Source organism: Lentzea sp. NPDC051213, from assembly GCF_044455585.1.
In the GTDB taxonomy this organism is placed as follows: domain Bacteria; phylum Actinomycetota; class Actinomycetes; order Mycobacteriales; family Pseudonocardiaceae; genus Lentzea.
The window spans coordinates 18,538-34,488 of record NZ_JBITEX010000008.1 but is presented as its reverse complement, the minus strand read 5'-3'; the positions used below and the strand labels follow the sequence as shown (position 1 = coordinate 34,488).

The following is a 15,951-nucleotide window of genomic DNA, read 5'->3' as shown; positions in this document are numbered from 1 at the left end:
GTTGATCGGTTGATCACGCGAGAGGCCGCGCTTCACCTACACCACTAGCAGTGGTACCAGCCTGTCCAGTTCCTGCCGTCGAAGTTCAGGCAGTATCCGTTGAAGTCGCCGCCGGCGACCGCGATTCGCGGACGGTTCGTGGTGGAGCCGAGCGAACGGACACCCTGGTACACGCGACCGCCGAAGGTCTGCCAGCCACTCCATTCGGTGTCACCGTTCCACCGTTGCCAGATGTGGTGGACCGCAGCGTCGGTACCGACGACGAACGTCTCCCAGCGGCCGTCACTCCACTGGAAATCGACATACGTCCAGATGTGGGATCCGCACAGCACTCGGCCGACGTGAACTCCTCGCCGGAAGTCGCAATGACCGGTGGAGTCGATCGACGCGGCTGATACCGGCACCTCTTTGACCACGACGTCCTGACCTGCCAGGACCGTGGCCGCAGGGATCGTCGCCAGTATCAAGGCCATCGCGGCGACCACACCGCCGACCGTTTTCCAGAATCGCCTTTCCATGCGAGCTTCCTCTCCTTCGAGTGATCTGTTCCGACGTCCTCCACCACACCCCCAGCGGTGGTGGAGGACGCTGCGATCAACGGTGATCCCTCGTTGTTGCGGGAAGTTTGTGATTTCGTTGTCCCCCTGACCGGGGAGGCGAGATGGTCGTGGAGTTCCGCGTGCTCGGCGCCGTCGAGATGGACGCTGACGGCCGGCAGGTGGAGGTGGGGCCGCCACGGCGACGGTGTGTGCTGGCGGCGCTGCTGGTCGACGCGGGCCGGTCGGTGCCGGTCGAGCACCTGGTGGACCGGGTCTGGGGCGAACGGCCCCCGCCGAGTGCCCGTGCCACGCTGGCGAGCCACATCACCCGGCTGCGCCAGCTACCCGGCTGTGGTTGCCTGTCCCGGCGGTCCGGTGGCTATGTCCTGGACACCGAGGACGTCGACCTGCACAGGTTCCGCCGGCTCGTCGCACGGGCGCGGACAGCGGACGACGAACCGGCCGCCGCGTTGCTCGGTGAAGCGGTCGGCCTGTGGCGTGGAGAGGCGTTCGCCGGCCTGGACACCGAGTGGATCAACGTTGTGCGCGTGGGTCTCGCAGCCGAACGCCAGGCGGCCGAGCGTGACCTGACCGACGTCGGGCTGCGGCTCGGGCGGCACACCGAGCTTCTCGCGGGGCTGCGCGCTCAGGTGGACGACGATCCGTCGGACGAGCGACTGGCCGGCCAGTTGATGCTCGCGTTGTACCGCTCCGGCCGCCAAGCCGAGGCACTCACGGCGTTCCAGCGCCTGCGCACGCTGCTCGTCGACCAGCTCGGGGTGGAGCCCGGCGCGGCGGTTCGCGACCTGCACACCTCGATTCTGACGAACGACCGCGCGCTGGTGCCGCAGGCGGAAGAGACCATCCGGCTGCAGCGCAAGCTGATCGAGAAGACCGACGAACTCGCCGACGCACGCGGGCAACTGGCCGAGAGCATGCGCGCCGAACAGCGGTCCTCGCAACTCGTGCTGGTGCTGCAGACTGTGCTGACGCGATTGTCCACAATGGTCACCCAGCTCACCGAGGAACGGGGTGCCCTGCTGGCCAAGGCCACCACTCAGCTCGCTCAGGCCCGTCGCGAGCGGCGGCGCGCGGAAGCACTGGCCGACGCGGCGCAACGCCGGATCCTCGTGCTGGAACAACGGTTGCAGCCATTGGACGGCACGTCACCATTCGGCGAGCTCGTTCCGGTCCTGAGCGGTCCTACACCAGACGAGGTGCTCACGGACGCAGGCACAGGCCTGGACCGGGTCCAGCAGCTGCTGGACGAGCAGGACGAGCGGCTCACCGAGATCGAGACGCACCAGCTGCGCGACGACAAGGTCTGGGACATCTGGCAGAACGGGGCATTCCGCGAACTCTTCTTCGACCTCAAGATCGGCGTTGGCATCATGGGGCTCGACGGCGCGATCATGGACGCGAACCGCACGCTGCAGGACTTGCTCGGCCGGGACCTGCGCGAAATGCGGGCAGCGGGGCTGGACCGATACGTGGCGACAGAACATCTGCCGCAGTGGCGGGAGTTGCAACTGGATGTGTGGCGCGAGAGCCGCAACAACCTGGGCAGGTACATCAGGTTCGTCAGGGCCGACGGCGAGACGGTGCGGACGAAGTTCATGCTGTCGAAGGTGTCCGACGACAACGGGGCTCCGCGCTATCAGCTGGCGGTTGTGTATCCCATGCTGCGGCTGACTGCGACGGAAGACCCGTTGACCGGTCTGCCGGGCCGGGCCACCCTGATGAGGCGGCTGAAGCAGACCACCGCGTGCCGGGTCGGACTGTGCTACCTCAACCTCGACGACTTCAAACTCGTCAACGACCGCATCGGCCATCACCTCGGCGACCAGGTGCTGGCCGAGGTCGGCCGGCGATTGACCGAACTCGACACGTTCGTGGCGCGGGTCGGTGGCGGCGAGTTCATGTTGCTCGTCGAAGACGCCAAGGCGGAAGACATCGCTGAACGAGCCGTGCGAGCACTGCGGCGGCCGATGGTCATCGGTGACCACGAGCTGACGGTGACCGCCAGCGTCGGCGTAGTCGAACGGCCACTGGCCACCACAACCGTGAACGAACTGCTACGCGTTGCCGACATCGCGTTGCGCCTGGCCAAAACCTCTGGCAAGGACCGGTGGGTGACCACTGCCACCGTCACCGACGCGAACGACTGACTCCGTTGCAGGACGGTTTGCTCAGGACTTCTGGGCTCCGAGGTAACCGACAGTCGCCCAACCGATGCCGAGCAACGCTCCCCCGGCGATCGCGACGACCGTGAGCGCACCCGAACCGGAGACCGCCAGCAGAGCGATGACAGCCGCGTAGACCATCGACAGGATCAGCAGGACAAGACCGGACTTCTTCTTCGTCATGACCGCAAATCCTGGCGTCGCCGTGGTGCGGTAAACATCGACGGACCGGTGGGTTTCGCGATCCGTCGACCGGTTACTGGTGTTTCCGCGTGCGTGGCTGCACAGTTTGCTGGTGTCCTCCGAAGACGCCTGGGACCGCACCAAGGTCGCCTGGCACGTCGCCTTCGCGGTGTTCGCCGCGGTCGGCGTGATCCTGGTGGTCGCGGAGGACCAGGTCCCGCGGAACGCTCGCTTCGCCGCCTTGGCGCTGCTGGCCGCGCTGTGCCTCTGGTACTGGCGCGTCGGGGCGCCCCTGCAACGCGATGCCCGCGGGGTTCGCTACCTGGCCGTCGCGATTCCTTTGGTCATCGCGATGTTCGCCCTGGTACCGGCTCTGTCCGTGTTGTTCTTCGCGCTCTACCCGCACATCTGGTCGTTGCTGGAGCCGCGCCTGGCGATCTGGGCGACCGCACTGACGTCCGCGTCGATCGGGATCGTCGTGCTGGTGACCGGCAGCTTCGGGCCGGACTCGGTCGGCGCGGCGGTGATCATCTTTCTCAGCGTGGTGCCCGCGGTGATGCTGGGGCTGTGGATCGCCCGGATCATCCAGCAGAGCCGTGAACGCGCCGAGCTCGCCGACGTCAGCCACGAGGCGGGCGTGCTCACCGAACGGGAGCGGCTCGCTCGCGACCTGCACGACACCCTCGCTCAGGGCGCGACCTCGGTGCTGCTGCTGTTGCGTGCGGCCCGAACCGCCACTGATCCTGTTGCGCGCGACCAACATCTGGCGCTGGCCGAGCAGACCACGGCCGAGAACCTCGCCGAAATCCGCGCCCTGGTCGCGGCACTCACACCGGCCGCGTTGAACGGCTCCTCGCTGCCCGCCGCGCTGGAACGGCTGACCTCACGCCTCGGTCGCGAACTCGGGCTCGCCGCATCGATGAACGTGACCGGCGAGCATCGGCCGTTGCCACCTGATCGCGAGGTCATGCTGTTGCGCGTCACGCAGGAGGCACTGGCGAACGTCCGCAAGCACGCGCACGCCTCGACGGTGACCGTCTCGCTCGACTACTCGGACGCGATTTCACTGCGGATCGCGGACGACGGTCGCGGTTTCGGCGAAGACGCCCCGCAGGGCTACGGTCTCGACGGGTTGCGGGATCGGGTGCGGGCGGCCGGCGGGGTGTTCGACATCCGTTCTGCCCCAGGCGAAGGAGTCCACGTGCACGTGCGGCTGGAGGATTCGTGATCCGTGTGCTGCTGGCCGACGACCACCCGGTCGTCCGCTTCGGGCTGCGCACGATCCTCGAAGGCCAGCCGGATCTGACCGTCATCGGCGAGTGCGGCTGTGGCGAGGACGCGGTGCGGCTGGCGGGCGAGCTGGCGCCGGACGTCGTGCTGATGGACCTCAAGATGCCCGGCATGGACGGCGCCACCGCGACCGGGAAAGTCGTTGCGAGCACGGCTTGCCGGGTCGTTGTGCTGACGACGTTCGACACCGACGGCGACATCCTGCGGGCGATCGAGGCCGGTGCCACCGCGTATCTGCTCAAGGACGCGCCGAGCGACGAGCTGATCAACGCCGTTCGTGCCGCCGCCCGGGGTCAGACGGTGCTGGCCTCCCCCGTCGCGACCAAGCTCGTGAGCGCCGTGCAGCGGCCGGGGTTGAGCGCGAGAGAGGCCGAGGTGCTCGCGCTCGTCGCCCGTGGGCTGTCCAACATCGCGATCAGTCAGGAGTTGAGCGTCAGCGAGGCGACCGTGAAGAGCCACCTGCTGCACGTGTTCACGAAGCTCGACGTCAACGACCGCACCGCGGCCGTGACCGTGGCGTTGAGCCGGGGCTGGCTACCGCCGCTGTAGCAACGTTTGTCATAGCTCGTGTCCCTTTCGGGCGCGGCCACAAGATCGAATGTGCAGGGCCGTTCGGGCGATGTGAAGTGTGAACCGTTGACGTGAAACCTACTCATTAGTAGGCAAGAGATTACGCCGTGTGCTGGAACGCCCCTCGTCCCTCAACGAGGAGAGTCCATGAAGCTAGCCGGAATCGCATCTCTACTACTGGTACCCATGCTGATGTTCGCCACCAACGCCTCAGCGGCTCCGCAGACGATCACCTTCAAGATGCGGGCCAGCGCCGCCGGTCAGACGGCGGAGTTCACGCTCGAACAAGGGCTCGACGCCACCGCACCGGAGACCGTCGCACCCAACGGCTCCGTCAAGGTGACCATCGACCCTGCACCCAACAAGGTGCCGTCGGAGGCGGAGGGCAGGCAGGTGCGCGAGATCAAGAACTTCGCGCTCAGCATGCCCGTGCCCGCCAACTCGAAGTTCACGTCCGCGTCGCTCTCCGGCGGCTCCGGGCTGAACAGCACGCCCACCATCGGGCTCGTCGGCAACGACGTCGTGCTCAAGGTGCCTGGCCCGATCAAGGGTGGCGCCGACTTCGAACTGCCCGTGGTGACCATCGAGCTGCAGGCCGGCGGCACCGGGACCGTCGCCACGAAGCTCGGCGGCACCAGCTATGACGCGCCAGGCCTCACGTTCACCGCGGTCGTGATCGCGTTCGGCTTCCCGATCGACGCCGCCGCGAAGGGCTACCCGGACCCGAGCCCCGTCCTGACCAGCACCACCATCGGTTGAGACCCAGGAGATCGAGGGATGCCCCACCCCCTGCCGGGCATCACGAAGTAGCAGCGACCAACGCGGTCATCGTGGAGAGCGTCGTGCGCAGGTCTTCGAGCGAGACCTGCGCACTGACGCGATTGGCCCACTCGTACTGCGCGTCCCGCAACCGTTCGATCGCCGCGAAACCCTCTTCGGTGGGCCGGACGAGCTTCGCGCGCTGATGCGCGGGGTTCGGCAGGTACTCGGCCAAACCCTTGTCCACCAACAGGTCCGCGATCCGCTGCACGGACTGGCGGGCCAGCCCCATCTCGCGGGCGACGCCGGAGACGGACCGCGGCTCACGCAGCACCGCCCCCAGCACCTGCCACCACGCCGCGGTCAGGCCGACCGGCTTCGTCATCACCTCCGCCGCCTCGAGAAACGCCCCGTACAGCCGGAACGTCCTCATCACGACGTCGGTCAGCACGTCGCCCGACTCAGTCCTGGACACTCGCCACCAGCCTCTCGAACGCCGCCACGCCGTCCTCGCGGTTGAAGTCGTACCAGGCCTGAAGAGTCTTCGGCGAGTACGCCTCCAGCTCGGCCAGGACCTCGCGCGCCCACTCCAGCGCGCTCGCGCCGCCGGCCGTGATGACTCCCTGGTCGCGCACGACCCGTTCGTCGCGGTAATGCGCCGCACCGCCGTAAGAGCCAAGCCCCTCAAGGAAGTTCGACGTGTGCGCCACGTCGTCCAGCAGCCCCTCGGCCGCCAGCGCGACCGTCGCGCCGCAGATCGCCGCGATCGGCTTGCCCGCCTCGCGGAACTGCCGCGCGAGCTTCGCGAACGGCGCCAGCGCACCGCTCTCCCAGCCATCGCCGCCCGGCAGCACCAGCATCGCGGCGTCGTCGAGCGAGACGTCCGAGATCGCGATGTCCGGCAGCATCCGCACGCCGCCGATGGTCCGGATCGGGTCCGTCGTGAGGCCCACGGTCCTGATCTCGTAGCGCCCCGGCTGGACCTGGAACTGCTGCAGGCTCACCTGGGCGGCCACGTGGCCGTACTCCCAGTCCGCGAGGTCGTCGGCCAGAGCGAGGTACACCGTCGTTGTCATGACAGTAGACTGTCATATATGACAGCATGCTGTCAATATCGGAGGGCGTTAAGGTCAGCGGCATGGCAGATGAGCTGGTCCACTACGAGGTGCAGCGCGGCATCGCGACGATCACGCTGGACTCTCCCCACAACCGCAACGCGCTGTCCTCGCAGCTGCGCCGGGAGCTCCGCGAGCACCTGACGACAGCGTCGAAGGACGATCAGGTGCGCGTGGTCGTGCTGACCCACACGGGCTCCGTGTTCTGCTCCGGCATGGACCTCAAGGAGGCGGCGGGAGCGAGCGCGGGCGACCAGGGCGTCAACGAGTTCCCCGCGATCCTCGAGCAGCTCTGGACCAGCCCGAAGCCGGTCGTGGCCGCCCTCAAGGGCCCGGCCCGCGCCGGCGGCGTCGGCATCGTCGCGGCCTGCGACATCTCGATCGCCGCGAACGAGGCGACGTTCGCGTTCAGCGAGGTCAGGATCGGTGTCGTGCCGGCGGTCATCTCGGTGACCGTGCTGCCGCGGCTGCTCCCCCGCCAGGCGCACGAGCTGTTCCTCACCGGCGAGGCCTTCGACGCCGCACGGGCCGTCGAGATCGGGCTGCTCAACTCCGCCGTACCGGTCGACGGGGTCGACGCCGAGGTCCGCCGCTACACGGACATGCTCGCCCTGGGTGCGCCCAGCGCGTTGGCGGCGACCAAGGAGATGCTGCAGCAGGAGCGGTCCACCAACCTCGGCGAGGTCTTCGCGGACATGCTCAAGCTGTCGGCACAGCACTTCGGCGGGCCGGAGGGCCAGGAGGGCATCGCGGCGTTCAAGGAGAAGCGCAAGCCCTCCTGGGTGCCAGCGGACTAGAACCAGCCACTGCACTCGATCTTGCCCTGCGACGAACCGCAGGCGCGCATGACCTTGCCGTCGTTCTTGAAGGCCTCGGTGTACTTCGCGGTGCCCGAGTCGATCCTGGTGTACCCGAGGAACCCCTCGTGCTCGTTGGCCGAGGGGTCCTTGCGGTCCGTCCAGATCTCCTCGCCAGGCGTGCCGTAGGAGATGCGGCCCCACGCGCACTTGGACTTGTTCGAGGCGCGCAGCTCGATCACCCGGCCGTTCGGCATCGTCACCGGGTTGTCACCGTCGATGGTCTCGAACGGCGTGAAGGGCCCCTCCTGCGAGCAGTCCGGGTCACCGGCGTACGACGTGGCGGGATTGAGCACACCAACAACTGCAACGACGCTGAGCAGAACGCCCAGACGGCGGAATTGCGTTCCCATGGAAGTGCACTGTCCACTCTGGACGGCGGAAACGCAGCACAAGTCACCGATCTGTGCGAACAACCCGAAGTCTGCGGTCACCTGATTCGGCGGTTTGCTTCGCAGCGTCACGCAATACTTCCGAGACGCTCGCGTCTAGATTTGCCGGTACGAACAGCACGTATTCGCCGGGATCCAGCCACGAGAGGTCGGTCAGGCTGTCGTACAGCGCGTCCAGGTTGTGCCCGAACCACTCCGGAAACGACAGCGCCTCCGCGATCGCCGCGATCGCCGCCTTCTTTTCCGAAACGAGAATGTGCCGTTTCACTTCTGCACGTCCACGACGACGAACGACGAATAGTGGTCGCCGGTGTAGAAGACTTCCTTTTCCGAACCGGTCACGAGCCTGCGTGCACCGCGATCCTGACTTCCCGGCGTCGGCACCGTGTACTCCTTGTAGTACCCGGAGTCCTTCTGCGGCAGCCGCTTCTCCCGGTTCTGGAACGTCACGCCGTCGTTGCGCGGGTGCGGGAACGGCCCGTTCGACCCGATCAGCTTCCAGGTCGCGGCCGCTTCCTTGGGCAGCGACGACAGCGCTTTGACGTCCAGGCCGGACTTCGCACCGGGCACGCCGGCGACCGCGGACGCCGAGGCCGGAATGCTCGCCGGGGGCTTCTCCGGGTTCGAGACGTTGTCCTTGACGAACCAGCCGACCACGACCAGCGCGATCAGGCCGACCAGTGCGACCGTCAGGCGGCGACCAGGGCTCACGCGGGGACCTTCTCCGGCTCGGGCTCAGGAGCCACCTCGGCCCCCGAAGCCGGGTTCTTCGCGCCCCAATCCACGACCCGGTCGATCAACCGCGCCACGCCCAGGCAGAGCGGCAGCACGACCACCATCACCACGGGGAACTGCACGGCGACGGGCAGCTGCACGACCCACAGCTCGACCCCGTCCCACCACTGCACCAGCCAGTCCACGACTCCGAGCCTAGCGTCTGCTGGCCTCGTGACCGGTGTCACGGCATTTGGCCGACCCAACGATGGGTATGTTGCGAACCATGTTCGCCGTTTACGCAGCAGAACCCAGTCCTGAGAACCCGCTGGCCTCGCTTCGCGTCGGCGAGCGCCCCGACCCGGAGGTCCCCGCCGGCTGGGTGCGCGTCGCCGTCAAGGCGGCCAGCCTCAACATGCACGACCTGTGGACGTTGCGCGGCGTCGGCATCAAGCCCGAGCAGTTCCCGATGATCCTGGGCTGCGACGGCGCCGGCACCCTCGACGACGGCACCGAGGTGGTGCTGCACTCGGTCATCGGCGACCCGAACTGGTCGGGCGAGGAGACCCTCGACCCGAAGCGGACGCTGCTCACCGAGAAGCACCAGGGCACGTTCGCCGACTACACGATCGTCCCGGCCCGCAACGCGCTGCCCAAGCCCGCCGACCTGTCGTTCGCCGAGGCGGCGTGCATGGGCACGGCGTGGCTGACCGCGTACCGGATGCTGTTCGTGAAGTCCGGTCTGCGTCCCGGTCAGACGATGCTCGTGCAGGGCGCGTCGGGCGGTGTCTCGACCGCGCTCGTCCAGCTGGGCCGCGCCGCCGGGTTCCGCGTCTGGGTCACCGGCCGCAGCGAGGAGAAGCGCGCGCTGGCGACCGCTCTCGGGGCGCACGACGTGTTCGAGTCGGGTGCGCGCCTGCCTGAACGGGTCGACGCGGTGTTCGAGACCGTCGGCAAGGCCACCTGGTCGCACTCGATGAAGGCGTTGAAGCCCGGCGGCATCGTGGTGATCTCCGGCGCGACGTCGGGTGACGCCTCGGCGGCCGAGTTGCAGCGGCTGTTCTTCCTGCAGCTGCGCGTGGTCGGCTCGACCATGGGCACCCGCGAGGAGCTGGGCGACCTGCTGCGGTTCTGCTCGATCAACGGCCTCAAGCCGCAGATCGGCGCCGAGCTGAAGTTCGAGGACGCCGAGCAGGGGCTCAAGTCCATGCTCGACGGTGAGACCGCGGGCAAGATCGTCTTCTCCCGAGGATAGACACTGGCCGTAAACAGCACGTCAGGACAAAAGTCGGCTTCCTGATTGGTGGGTTCGGACAAACCGCGTGACAGTTGACGCGAATAGGTTCGCCCGGACCCACTTCATCAAGGGAGCTGAAGCATGACTACGCAGGGCGTGTTCCGGCGAAAGCCCATCGACCAGATCTCCGAGGACAAGGGCGACGGGCTCACCAGAACACTGGGCCTGTGGCAGCTGACCGCGATCGGCATCGGCGGCATCATCGGCGCGGGCATCTTCTCGCTCGCGGGTGCCGTCGCGAACAAGACCGCCGGCCCGGCCGTGCTGATCTCGTTCCTCGTGGCCGGTATCGCGAGCGCGGCGGCGGCGTTCTCGTACGCGGAGTTCGCGGGCCTGATCCCCAAGGCGGGCAGTGCCTACACCTACGGCTACGCGGTGCTCGGCGAGATCGTCGGCTGGTTCATCGGCTGGGACCTGCTGCTCGAGTACACCGCGATCGTGGCGGTGGTCGCGATCGGCATCTCCGGCTACTTCACCGAACTGCTGTCGTTGCTGAACATCCATCTACCGCAGTGGATGCTGGGCGCGCCGGGCACCGAGACAGGTGGCGTCGCCGAGGGCACGTACAAGGTCAACCTGTTCGCGGTGTTGCTGTGCCTGCTGATCGCGTACGTGCTGAACACGGGCATGAAGAACGCGGCCCGCTTCGAGACCACGCTTGTGTACCTGAAGATGGCCGTGGTGGCGCTGGTGATCATCGTCGGCGCGTTCCACATCAACACCGACAACTACAACCCGTTCTTCCCGTTCGGCATCTCGGGTGCGCTCACGGGTGCGGCGACGGTGTTCTTCGCGGTGTTCGGCTACGACGCGATGTCGACGGCGGCTGAGGAGTCGAAGGACTCGCAGCGGCACATGCCGAAGGCGATCATCTACTCGCTCGCGGTCTCGATGGTGCTGTACGTGCTGGCCTGCCTGGTGCTGACCGGCATGGTGAACTACAAGGACGTCGACTCGGAGTCCGCGTTCGCCACGGCGTTCGCCGACATCGGCCTGCCGGCGCTGGGCATCATCATCTCGGTCGGCGCGATCCTCGGCATCACGACGGTGCTCTTCACGTTCCTGCTGGGCGCGGCCCGCGTCGGCTACTCGATGAGCCGTGACGGCCTGCTGCCCCAGTGGTTCGCGAAGACGCACCCGGTGAAGCACGTGCCGTCGCGCATCACCTGGGTGCTCGGCATCGCCTCGGCGGTCATCGCCGGGTTCCTGCCGATCGCCGAGGCCGCCGAGCTCACGAACATCGGCATCCTGCTGGCGTTCGTCGTGGTCTGCATCGCCGTGATCGTGATGCGCTACAAGCAGCCGGACCTGCCGCGCACGTTCAAGACGCCGGGCATGCCGGTGGTGCCGATCATCGGCGTGATCTTCTCGGTCTGGCTGATCACGTTCCTCACGCCGGAGACCTGGCTGCGGTTCGCGGTCTGGTTCGTGATCGGCCTGATCATCTACTTCACCTACTCGAAGCGGAACTCCGTCATGGAGAAGCAGTCCAAGCAGTGACGATGTCGTCGAGAACGGACAGCGGTACCGATCCGGAGCCGATCACCAGGTCGTGAAAGGCACGCACGTCGAAGCGGTCGCCGAGCTTGGCCTCCGCTTCGGCGCGCACCCGCTGGATCTCCAGGCGCCCCACCATGTACGCGAGCGCCTGCCCCGGTGCCTCGATGTACCTGTCGACCTCGGAGCTGATCTCCGACTCCGCCATCGCGGTGTGCTCGCGCAGGTAGTCGACGGCCTGCTGCCTCGACCAGCCGAACGCGTGCAGGCCGGTGTCGACCACCAGACGGCCGGCGCGGATCGCGTCCAGCGCCAGCATGCCGAGGCGTTGCTCGTCTGAGGAGTACAGGCCCATCTCGTCCGCGAGGCGCTCGCTGTACAGGCCCCAGCCCTCGATGTAGGCCTCGATGAACGCGAATCGCCGGAGGTTCGGCAGGTCGGTCTCGGCCGCGATCGACAGCTGGTAGTGATGGCCGGGCACAGCCTCGTGGAACGCCGTGACCTCGGACTGGGTGCGGCTGCGTTCGGTGGCGTTCAACGGGTTCAGCCAGTAGGTGCCGGGACGGGTGCCGTCCAGCGACGCCAGGTCGTAGTACGCGATCGCCGCGACCTGGCGTTCCGCCTCGTCGACGAGCCGCACCTCGCAGCCGGTCTTCGGCATGCGGCCGAACCACTTCGGTGCCTCGGCCTCGGCCCGTGCGATCGCCTCCAGCGCGCTGGCGACCATCTCGTCCTCGTTGTCCCACAACAGTTCCGTGCGCAACCGGTGGAAGATCTCCGGCACGTCCTTCGTGCCCCACACCCGTGAGCCGATCTCGGCGTACTCCTCACGCAGCCGCGCCATCGACTCCAGGCCGAGGTCGTGCAGTTCGCGCGGGGTGTACGAGGTGGTCGTGTAGCTGCGGGCCATGTTCACGTAGTTCCGCTCGCCGTCCGGCAGCCAGCACAGGCCCGGCTGGTCGTCGCCGCGCGGATTCTCGATCGACCGCAGGACATCGCGGTACCCGGCGATGGCCGTGCGGATCTCCGCGGAGTGATCGCCTTCCCACTCCTGCACCGGGGAGGCGAGGAAGCTCTCCAGCCGCGTCACGCCGATCTCGACGTGCCGGCGCAACGGCCTGCGCTCCGAGCCCTGCAGCCGTTCGGCGGCCTGCTCGACGTACCGCGCGACCTTCCCGGTTCGCTGGGACATGTCGACGTGCGGGGCCATCATGAGCAGCCCGATGACCGGTGCCTCCAGCATCGTCGCGACGGCGTGCTCGGACAGCCGGGCGTCGATCCGGTCGATGATCGCCCGGCCCTGGTGCCGCAGGACCGCGAGGGTGACCGGGTCCTCGTCGCTCGTCTCCGCACGGCTCAGGATGTCCGTGATCCGTGCCCGCAGTACCTGCTGGCCCTCCTCGCTCAGGTCCGTGAGCTTGTCGTCCCAGCCCGGCAGGCCGAGCATCGTGGGGTAGAGAGGCGTCCAGTCCATCGACGCCTGGAACATCTCGTCCGCGAGCGAGGTCATACGGCCCAATCTGTCACGAGATCACCGAGGGTGGACAGCGGCATCGGCCCGGAGCCGATCACCAGGTCGTGGAACGCCTTGATGTCGAACCGGTCACCCAGCTTCGCCTCCGCCTCGGCGCGCACCCGCTGGATCTCCAGGCGTCCCATCATGTACGCGAGCGCCTGGCCCGGTGCCTCGATGTACCTGTCGATCTCGGCGTTGATCTCCGGCTCGGGCATGACCGTGTTCTCGCGCAGGTAGTCGACGGCACGCTGCCTGGTCCACCCGAGCGCGTGCATCCCGGTGTCGACCACGAGCCGCCCGGCGCGCATCGCGTCCAGCCCCAGCACACCGAGGCGTTGCTCATCCGACGAGTACAGCCCCATCTCGTCGGCGAGGCGCTCGGTGTACAGGCCCCAGCCCTCGATGTAGGCCTCGATTCGCGCGAACCGGCGGAGGTTCGGCAGGTCGGTCTCGGCCGCGATGGAGATCTGGTAGTGGTGGCCCGGCACGGCCTCGTGGAACGCCGTGACCTCCGACTGCGTGCGGCTGCGTTCGGTGGCGCCCAACGGGTTCAACCAGTAGATGCCGGGACGGGAGCCGTCCAGCGACGCGTGCGTGTAATACGCGATCGCCGCGTTCGGCCGTTGCGCCTCGTCGACCAGTCGCACCTCACAGCCGATCTCTGGCATGCGGCCGAACCAGTTCGGTGCCTCGGCTTCGGCTCGCGCGATCGCCTCCAACGCGCTGGCGACCATCTCGTCCTCGTTGTCCCACAACAGTTCCGTGCGCAGCCTGTGGAAGATCTCCGGCACGTCCTTCGTGCCCCACACCCGTGAGCCGATCTCGGCGTACTCCTCACGCAGCCGCGTGACCAGGTCGAGGCCCAGCTCGTGCAGTTCGGCCGGGGTGTACGAGGTGGTCGTGTAGTCGCGGGCGAGGTTCGCGTAGTTCCGCTCACCGTCGGGCAGCCAGCACAGGCCAGGCTGGTCGTCGCCGCGCGGATTCTCGATCGACCGGAGAACGTCGCGGAACCCGGCGATGGCCGCGCGGATCTCCGCGGAACGGTCGCCTTCCCATTCCTCCACCGGAGAAGCGAGGAACCTCTCCAGCCGCGTCGCACCGGACTCGACGTGCCTGCGCAACGGCTTGCGGTCGGAGTTCCGCACCCGGTCGCCCGCCTGCTCGACGTACCGCGCGATCTTCCCCAGGCGCTGGGACATGTCGATCATCGGCGCCATCATGAGCAGCCCGTTGACCGGTGCGTGCAACGACGTCGCGACGGTGTGCTCGTACAGCCGGGCCTCGATCTTGTCGCTGATCGAGTGGGCCTGGTGCCGCAGGACCGCGAGGGTGACCGGGTCCTCGTCGCTCGTCTCCGCACGGAGCAGGATGCCGGCGATGCGGGCCTGCAACGCCTGCCCGCCCTCCTCGCTCAGGTCCGTGAGCTCGTCGTCCCAGCCCGGCAGGCCGAGCAACGTGGCGTAGAAGGGGTTCCAGTCCATGGATGCCTGGAACATCTCGTCCGCGAGCGAGGTCATGCGGACCAACCTGCCACGAGATCACCGAGGGTGGACAGCGGTACCGGGCCGTTCTCCAGCACGAGGTCGTGGAACGCCTTGATGTCGAACCGCTCGCCCATCCGCGCCTCGGCCTCGCCGCGCAACCGCAGGATCTCCAGGCGCCCCACCATGTACGCGAGCGCCTGGCCCGGTGCCTCGATGTACCTGTCGATCTCGGCGCTGATCTCCGGCTCGGGCATGACCGTGTTCTCACGCAGGTAGTCGGCGGCCTTCTGCCTGGACCAGCCGAACGCGTGCATCCCGGTGTCGACGACCAGCCGCCCGGCGCGCGTCGCGTCGAGCCCCAGCATGCCGAGGCGTGCCTCCTGCGAGGAGTACAGGCCCATCTCGTCGGCGAGGCGCTCGGTGTAGAGGCCCCAGCCCTCGAGGTACGAGTCGATGGACGCGAACTTGCGCACGTTCGACAGCTCGGTCTCCGCGGCGATCGTCGCCTGGAAGTGGTGGCCGGGAACGGCCTCGTGGAACGCCAGCACCTCCGCGAGGGTGCGGCTGCGTTCCTTGGCGCCCAACGGGTTCACGAAGTACGTACCAGGACGTGAACCGTCGAGCGCGGCCTCCACGTAGAACGCGAGCGGCGAGGCCTCGCGGTCCATCTCGGTCACGAACCTGACGTCGCAGGGCGCCTGCGGCACCCGACTGAACCAGTTCGGCGCCTCCCGCTCGGCCCGTGCGACGGCCTCCACCGCTGTGGTGAGCATGTCGTTCTCGTTGACCCACAACAGTTCCGTGCGCAGCCGCTGGAAGATCTCCGGCACGTCCTTCGTGCCCCACACGCTAGAGCCGATCTCCGCGTACTCCTCGCGCAGCCGCGCCATCAGGTCGAGACCCAGCTCGTGCAGCTCGGCCGGGGTGTACGAGCTGGTCGTGTAGTCGCGGACCAGCTTCGCGTAGTTCGCCTCGCCCTCGGGCAGCCAGCAGAGGCCGGCCTGCTCGTCGTCACGGCCCGGCAGCTCCAGCAGGATCTCGCGGAACCGGGCGAACGCCGGCCGCAGGTCCGCGTCGCCCTCCCACTCCTGCACCGGGGAGGCGAGGAAGCGCTCGAGGTGGGCCGCGCCGCTCTCGGCGTGCCGGCGCAACGGCCTGCGGTCGGTGTTGAGCAGCCGTTCCCCCGCCTGCTCGAGAAAACGCGGGATCTGGTGCAGCCGCTGCGAGTAGTCGACCACGGAGGCGACCGCGAGCAGCGCCGCGACCGGTGCGCTGAACCCGGACGCCACGGTGTGCTCGACCAGCCGCGCGTCGATCTCGGTGATGATCGACTCGGCCTGATGCCTGATCACGGCACGCGAGACCGGGTCCTCGTCGCTCTCGTCGACGCGGGCGAGGATGTCCACGAGCCTGCTGCGCATGGCCTGGTGACCGTCGACGCTGAGGTCGTCGAGCCGGTCGTCCCAGCCGGGGATGCCGAGCTGCGTGGCGTACGTCGGCGACCAGTCCATCATCGCCTTGAACATCACATCTGAGAGCGAGGTCACGCTCTCCT

The 15,951-nt window shown here is 67.8% G+C and carries 18 protein-coding genes; 7 read left to right on the top strand and 11 right to left on the bottom strand.

Annotated elements, in window-relative coordinates:
- Positions 1-44: 44 nt before the first annotated feature.
- Entirely contained in the window at positions 45-518 is a 474-nt protein-coding gene (locus ACIA8G_RS31895; protein ID WP_396422409.1) for a hypothetical protein, read from the bottom strand.
- A 143-nt stretch (positions 519-661) separates the two neighbouring features.
- Between ACIA8G_RS31895 and ACIA8G_RS31890 the strand changes: the two genes are divergently transcribed.
- Positions 662-2,707 (top strand): BTAD domain-containing putative transcriptional regulator, encoded by a 2,046-nt coding sequence (locus ACIA8G_RS31890; protein ID WP_396422408.1) that lies wholly within the window; start codon positions 662-664, stop codon positions 2,705-2,707.
- A 21-nt stretch (positions 2,708-2,728) separates the two neighbouring features.
- On the opposite strand, the gene ACIA8G_RS31885 is transcribed toward ACIA8G_RS31890, so the two are convergent.
- Entirely contained in the window at positions 2,729-2,905 is a 177-nt protein-coding gene (locus ACIA8G_RS31885) for a hypothetical protein (protein WP_396422406.1), read from the bottom strand.
- A 112-nt stretch (positions 2,906-3,017) separates the two neighbouring features.
- Here ACIA8G_RS31885 and ACIA8G_RS31880 point away from each other — a divergent pair, with 112 nt between their 5' ends.
- The 3 genes from ACIA8G_RS31880 to ACIA8G_RS31870 all read left to right on the top strand — a co-directional run bounded on the left by ACIA8G_RS31880 (position 3,018) and on the right by ACIA8G_RS31870 (position 5,524).
- A complete protein-coding gene (locus tag ACIA8G_RS31880) occupies positions 3,018-4,133 on the top strand; it encodes a sensor histidine kinase (protein WP_396422405.1) in 1,116 nt (371 codons plus the stop codon).
- Positions 4,130-4,744: a response regulator gene (locus ACIA8G_RS31875; protein WP_396422404.1), complete on the top strand. Its 615-nt coding sequence runs from the start codon at positions 4,130-4,132 to the stop codon at positions 4,742-4,744. Before ACIA8G_RS31880 ends, ACIA8G_RS31875 begins: the two co-directional genes overlap by 4 nt.
- Before the next feature lie 168 nt (positions 4,745-4,912).
- Positions 4,913-5,524 (top strand): cyclase, encoded by a 612-nt coding sequence (locus ACIA8G_RS31870; protein ID WP_396422403.1) that lies wholly within the window; start codon positions 4,913-4,915, stop codon positions 5,522-5,524.
- Positions 5,525-5,564: 40 nt separating this feature from the next.
- Here the strand turns inward: ACIA8G_RS31870 and ACIA8G_RS31865 are convergent, their stop codons facing one another.
- Together ACIA8G_RS31865 and ACIA8G_RS31860 are read right to left on the bottom strand one after the other, a co-directional pair.
- On the bottom strand, positions 5,565-5,999 hold the full coding sequence (locus ACIA8G_RS31865; protein ID WP_396422402.1) for a MarR family winged helix-turn-helix transcriptional regulator: 435 nt from the start codon (positions 5,997-5,999) through the stop codon (positions 5,565-5,567).
- Complete coding sequence (locus ACIA8G_RS31860) at positions 5,986-6,600, bottom strand: DJ-1/PfpI family protein (protein WP_396422401.1); 615 nt, start codon at positions 6,598-6,600, stop codon at positions 5,986-5,988. Before ACIA8G_RS31860 ends, ACIA8G_RS31865 begins: the two co-directional genes overlap by 14 nt.
- Positions 6,601-6,662: 62 nt before the next feature.
- Here ACIA8G_RS31860 and ACIA8G_RS31855 point away from each other — a divergent pair, with 62 nt between their 5' ends.
- Entirely contained in the window at positions 6,663-7,436 is a 774-nt protein-coding gene (locus tag ACIA8G_RS31855; protein WP_396422400.1) for an enoyl-CoA hydratase-related protein, read from the top strand.
- Here the strand turns inward: ACIA8G_RS31855 and ACIA8G_RS31850 are convergent.
- The 4 genes from ACIA8G_RS31850 to ACIA8G_RS31835 are packed head-to-tail and all read right to left on the bottom strand — an operon-like array spanning position 7,433 to position 8,808.
- The gene (locus ACIA8G_RS31850) at positions 7,433-7,849 is read right to left on the bottom strand and encodes a hypothetical protein (RefSeq protein ID WP_396422399.1); all 417 of its coding nucleotides are present in this window, start codon (positions 7,847-7,849) and stop codon (positions 7,433-7,435) included. The genes ACIA8G_RS31855 and ACIA8G_RS31850 overlap by 4 nt on opposite strands.
- 43 nt (positions 7,850-7,892) lie before the next feature.
- Complete coding sequence (locus ACIA8G_RS31845) at positions 7,893-8,156, bottom strand: barstar family protein (RefSeq protein ID WP_396422398.1); 264 nt, start codon at positions 8,154-8,156, stop codon at positions 7,893-7,895.
- Positions 8,153-8,599, bottom strand: a complete 447-nt coding sequence (locus ACIA8G_RS31840) for a ribonuclease domain-containing protein (protein WP_396422397.1) — start codon at positions 8,597-8,599, stop codon at positions 8,153-8,155. Before ACIA8G_RS31840 ends, ACIA8G_RS31845 begins: the two co-directional genes overlap by 4 nt.
- Positions 8,596-8,808: a hypothetical protein gene (locus ACIA8G_RS31835; protein WP_396422396.1), complete on the bottom strand. Its 213-nt coding sequence runs from the start codon at positions 8,806-8,808 to the stop codon at positions 8,596-8,598. Before ACIA8G_RS31835 ends, ACIA8G_RS31840 begins: the two co-directional genes overlap by 4 nt.
- Before the next feature lie 80 nt (positions 8,809-8,888).
- On the opposite strand from ACIA8G_RS31835, the gene ACIA8G_RS31830 reads away from it, so the two are divergent.
- Positions 8,889-9,857: a zinc-binding dehydrogenase gene (locus ACIA8G_RS31830; RefSeq protein WP_396422395.1), complete on the top strand. Its 969-nt coding sequence runs from the start codon at positions 8,889-8,891 to the stop codon at positions 9,855-9,857.
- A gap of 123 nt (positions 9,858-9,980) precedes the next feature.
- Positions 9,981-11,399: an amino acid permease gene (locus tag ACIA8G_RS31825; RefSeq protein WP_396422394.1), complete on the top strand. Its 1,419-nt coding sequence runs from the start codon at positions 9,981-9,983 to the stop codon at positions 11,397-11,399.
- Here ACIA8G_RS31825 and ACIA8G_RS31820 read toward each other — a convergent pair.
- Genes ACIA8G_RS31820 through ACIA8G_RS31810 form a run of 3 tightly spaced genes read right to left on the bottom strand, consistent with a single transcriptional unit; the run spans position 11,374 to position 15,943 of the window.
- Positions 11,374-12,906 carry a DUF885 domain-containing protein gene (locus ACIA8G_RS31820; protein WP_396422393.1) on the bottom strand — a complete coding sequence of 511 codons (1,533 nt, stop codon included), beginning with the start codon at positions 12,904-12,906 and terminating at the stop codon, positions 11,374-11,376. The two genes, ACIA8G_RS31825 and ACIA8G_RS31820, sit on opposite strands and share 26 nt — an antisense overlap.
- Positions 12,903-14,429, bottom strand: a complete 1,527-nt coding sequence (locus tag ACIA8G_RS31815; RefSeq protein WP_396422391.1) for a DUF885 domain-containing protein — start codon at positions 14,427-14,429, stop codon at positions 12,903-12,905. Before ACIA8G_RS31815 ends, ACIA8G_RS31820 begins: the two co-directional genes overlap by 4 nt.
- Entirely contained in the window at positions 14,426-15,943 is a 1,518-nt protein-coding gene (locus tag ACIA8G_RS31810) for a DUF885 domain-containing protein (protein WP_396422390.1), read from the bottom strand. The genes ACIA8G_RS31815 and ACIA8G_RS31810 overlap by 4 nt, the downstream gene beginning before the upstream one ends.
- Positions 15,944-15,951: the final 8 nt, after the last annotated feature.